General features: G+C 65.6%; 5 protein-coding genes. 3 read left to right on the top strand and 2 right to left on the bottom strand.

The genetic code is table 11. The features are described 5' to 3' along the window. From IT430_18915 to IT430_18905, 3 genes are all read left to right on the top strand, one after another. A partial coding sequence (locus tag IT430_18915; GenBank protein MCC6910011.1) for a transposase occupies positions 1-1199 on the top strand: 1199 nt, incomplete at its 5' end. Beyond that, positions 1189-2310 (top strand): AAA family ATPase, encoded by a 1122-nt coding sequence (locus IT430_18910; protein MCC6910010.1) that lies wholly within the window; start codon positions 1189-1191, stop codon positions 2308-2310. The genes IT430_18915 and IT430_18910, both read left to right, overlap by 11 nt. Continuing rightward, positions 2310-2822, top strand: coding sequence for a hypothetical protein (locus IT430_18905; protein ID MCC6910009.1), 513 nt, complete (start codon positions 2310-2312; stop codon positions 2820-2822). Before IT430_18910 ends, IT430_18905 begins: the two co-directional genes overlap by 1 nt. 5 nt (positions 2823-2827) lie before the next feature. Here the strand turns inward: IT430_18905 and IT430_18900 are convergent, their stop codons facing one another. Together IT430_18900 and IT430_18895 are read right to left on the bottom strand one after the other, a co-directional pair. Continuing rightward, the gene (locus IT430_18900; protein MCC6910008.1) at positions 2828-3151 is read right to left on the bottom strand and encodes a winged helix-turn-helix domain-containing protein; all 324 of its coding nucleotides are present in this window, start codon (positions 3149-3151) and stop codon (positions 2828-2830) included. A 72-nt stretch (positions 3152-3223) separates the two neighbouring features. Then, entirely contained in the window at positions 3224-3460 is a 237-nt protein-coding gene (locus IT430_18895) for a hypothetical protein (GenBank protein MCC6910007.1), read from the bottom strand. Positions 3461-3656: the final 196 nt, after the last annotated feature.

The raw sequence follows: 3656 nt of genomic DNA, 5'->3' as shown, positions 1-3656 counted from the left end.
GGCCGCCGCGCCGGATCGTCATCGACAACGGCAAGGATTACGACTCCTACGCCAACAACGGGCTCACCAAGCAGCAGCGCCGACGGCTTGCCTCCAGCGGCGAGGACTGGTCAGAGCACGCCGCGGGACGCGGCCTGTTCGGCATGCTCGGGATCGATGTGCACTTCGCCCTTCCGTACAACCACAACGGCAAGTCGCGCATCGAGCGCTGGCACCGGACGCTGCACGCCGAGTTCGATGCGGAGTTCGATTCATACTGCGGCGCCAAGCCCGGCGATGTCGAACTGCCCAGGGGATTCTTCAAGGACGCCCAGCGCCTCGTGAGCATGGACGAGGTGCGCCGGCGCCTGCCCAAATTCGTCGACTGGTACAACAATCGCAGTGACCACTTCATGGATGATCTCGCCGATGAGCAGGGGCGCAAGCTCAGCCCGACCGAGGCGATGAACTCATGGCGTGACACGCGCACCATCATGCCCCGGCCCGAAGCGCTGGCGCTGCTCATGCACCGCTGGGAGCCGCCGCGCACCGTCGGCAAGCTGGGCATCGGCGTGCGCATCGACGGGCGGACGCTCTACTACGGGCAGGACGCGATCGAACTGCGGCCGCTGCAGGGGCGCAAGAAGGGCGTTCAGGTCACCTACGACCCGGCGGATATGTCGCGCGTGTTTGTGTACGACACGCAGTTCCGCTTCATCTGTACGGCGCAGGCCAACAGCATGCACGGCGGCAACAGCCCGGTGAGCCGGGCCGCGCTCAAGGCGGCGCTCAAGCGTCAGCGCGACCACGAGAAAGCCGTACGCGATTCGCTGCGAGACGGACACATGTCGCTCATGACGGCGGCGGACATTGCGCGCGAGGAACAGGAGAAGATCGACGCCGACCGCCGCGCCGAGCGGGCCAGAGAGGGCATCGGCGTGGAGAACGACAACCAGCAGTTGAGGATCGTTCGAACGCCCGTCGACGATCAGTTGCCCGAGGTGCAGCGCGAGGAGATGCGCAAGGCCGCGGGGGCTGAGTCGATGCAGAAGAGTGAGCTGGACTTCACCGATGTAGTGCTGCCTGGGAACTCAGGCACAGAAGAGGAGCACAGTGACCTCGACTTCAGCGGCATCAGCTTCGAGCAGCCGGTGGAGCGGGAGGGCGAGAGTGTAATGGGTGGACTGGCGTTCTGGGAGGCAATAGACGATGAGCGCTGACCATCCACGCGACAACTTCATCGAGCGCCTCAGTGACGGGGCGCGCATCAAGGGACGGTACGCACGGATGCTGCCAGACAACAGGCCACCCACGGATGATGAGATCGCCCGGGCCGTCAATGCCATCACCGCCTGGATGCAGTCCAAGCGACTGAGCAATAAGGACGTCGCGAGGCAACTGGGCGAGGGCTTCGCCGCGTCGACGATCAGCCAGGTCATCAACAATAAGTACAATGGCGATCGCGCCGGAAAGTTGCGCCGCATCCTCGATCACATGCAGCGGCAGCTTGAGGCCGATGAACTTCCCGGGAAGGCCGGGGTTGTGCAGACCACCGCCGTTCGCCGCATGGTGCGCGCCATCGAATCGGTGCATCGGGCGGGAGCCATCGGTGTCATCGCGGCGCCGGCCGGTTTTGGCAAGAGCACCGTGCTTGAGTACGTCGCGGCCAAGACGCAGGGCTCTGTGCTTATCCGCGTCGTGCAGAGCAACACGACTCCCGTGGGTCTGATCAAAGCCATCTGCCACGCGATCAACGTTCCGTACCGACGCTCGACAGAGGCGTTGCTCTCATCCCTCGACTACCTCCGCGGCACGCGCCGGCTGCTGCTCATCGACGAGGCGCATCGGCTGCGTCCCCAGGCACTGGAGGTCGTGCGCGATTTCCGCGACGCCGGCACGTCCGTCGTCCTTGCCGGTGCGCCTGAACTGATCAACCTCATTAACGACACCGGAGCGGGTTCGCAGTTCTACAGCCGCTGCGCCGCGGTGCTCAACCTCAACGACTTCATCCAGCCAGGCGATGGCACCGGCGCCAATCTGACGCCGATGATCACCGTCGAAGATGTCATGATGATCTGTGCCGGCGACGAGCTGCGTTTCACGGGAGAGGCACGCGAGCTGCTCTTCCGGATTGCCAACGCTCCCGGCCTGGGTTCGCTGCGCACGTGTCAGATGCTGGTTCAGATGATCGCGCAGATTCCGGCGGCGCGCACGAAGGCGATCACCGAGGCCGACCTGTGGGCCGCGCTGCGCGAGATCAAGAGTGCTACGTACGACAAGGTCACTCGTCGCGTGGTTTCGGAGTCGAGAGAGAAGCTCAAGTTCGCCTGATGGCTTTCACACCCGCCCAACTTCGCAAGATCCACGTTGTGCGCCGGCGCATCGCCGGGCTGCGCGATGAGGGCACCTGGCGATTCCTCCTGCGCATGACCGGATGCCGGCGCGATCCGCAGACCGGCGAGCCATCGCTCGCGCACGAGCGCAACGGGCACGATGAGTACGAGACGATCATGCTCCGCCTGGCGTCGCATCCGGATTCGCAGCTCGACGAGGATGAGTGGCTCCGGAAGGTGAATCAGAAGGATGGCCGGCTGAGGCACGCGCTGCTCGACTTCGAGCGGCGCTGCGTCGCCGCGGAGATCTGCTCAAGCGAGGCTCTGCCGTCGCTGTGCGAGCGGATGACGGCGCGCCGGCCGGAGTACCTCGATCAACCGCCGACGCGCAACGTGCGCGACCTGGACTTCTCCGAACTGCTCCACGTGGTCGAGGGCTTCAAGGCCTGGATGCGGCGCGAGGCTTCCAAGCGCGGCGTCCAGGCCCCGAAGTTTGGAGGTGCGGCGTGAGCGTGTTATGCCGCCGCGGTGAACTGTCCCTTGCCGAACTTGGCGAAGCGCGAGGCTTTGCCCTTGGTCGAGATCTCGCGCACCATCGCGGCGTAGAGCGTGCTGTGCGGCGTCTTGCCGCTGGTCTTCCACCCCGCGGCGATCGCCCGCTCGGCGATGGTCTTGGCGTTGAGCGGCTCCTTGGACTTGCTCAGGACCAGGGCGGCGGCGTCGAGGCCGCTGAGTCCTTCGCGCTTGCGGCGCGGCTTGGCCGCGCCGCCTGGTGGCGGATTGCTCGCCTTGGTGCGCTTCGTGCTCTTGCCCTTGGGACTCGTCTTCTTCGTTGCCATGCTCGTGCTCCTTTCATGGGTCGAGCGGTTGAAATGGGCGCAGCGCCGAACGTCGACTCGGCGCGTGGTTGGTCAGTTGCCCGCGGGCAGCGGCGTGATCTCGATCTTGCGGCCGCAGGCGGGGCACACGGCTTTCGTCGGCCGCGCCGACTGGCGGCCCGCTTCGTACGCGTGCTCAAGCGCGAGGCGAATGTTGGCCACGCCGAGAGAATGGAAGTCTTGGCCGTCGCGCCCGCGCACCTCCAGCGTTTGCAGGTAGAGGTCATCGCGGGCGATGGTCGCCAGTTTGTTGTCGCGTGTGCTGCTCATGTGTCCTCACTTTCGCGGGCGGCTCATTCCGCCCGGGGCTGCACACATGAAGGCCTGCAAGGCGCGAAGATGCAAGGGGAATCGCGCAGGATTTCAGCACATTTCGCAGATTCGCATCGACGCACTCGGCTTCTGGTAGGCTGCCGCGCACGGGCCGCGACGTTCGCCCAGGGCGGCGATCGGCGCACCGGGCGGC

This window comes from Phycisphaerales bacterium (assembly GCA_020852515.1).
In the GTDB taxonomy this organism is placed as follows: Bacteria; Planctomycetota; Phycisphaerae; order Phycisphaerales; family UBA5793; genus UBA5793.
This window is presented reverse-complemented; position numbering and strand designations above follow the sequence as displayed.